Origin of the sequence: Bradyrhizobium cosmicum, from assembly GCF_032290525.1 — a bacterium.
In the GTDB taxonomy this organism is placed as follows: Bacteria; Pseudomonadota; Alphaproteobacteria; order Rhizobiales; family Xanthobacteraceae; genus Bradyrhizobium; species Bradyrhizobium cosmicum_A.
Genome location: NZ_JASXTA010000620.1, coordinates 1 through 234 on the forward strand (window position 1 = coordinate 1; position 234 = coordinate 234).

General features: G+C 73.9%; 1 protein-coding gene. It reads right to left on the reverse strand.

Translation table 11 applies throughout. From position 1 onward, the window contains the following. A partial coding sequence (locus QSV46_RS41140) for a response regulator (RefSeq protein ID WP_314964540.1) occupies positions 1-234 on the reverse strand: 234 nt, incomplete at both ends.

Sequence of the window (234 nt, forward strand, 5' to 3'; positions counted from 1 at the left end):
CCGTCGGCCTGGTCGATCTCGCCGTCCTTGGCCGAGATCAGCAGTACCGGGGTGGCCACCTCCTGCGCGCGCAGCGCCTGCAGCACGCGGTAGCCGGACAGCCCGGGCAGCATGATGTCGAGCAGCAGCACGTCGAAGGCACCGGTCTGCGCGAGCCGCAGCGCGGTCGGGCCGTCGGTGGCCGTCACGACGTCCATGCCCTCGGCCGTGAGGCCGCGCCGCAGGGCCTTGCGG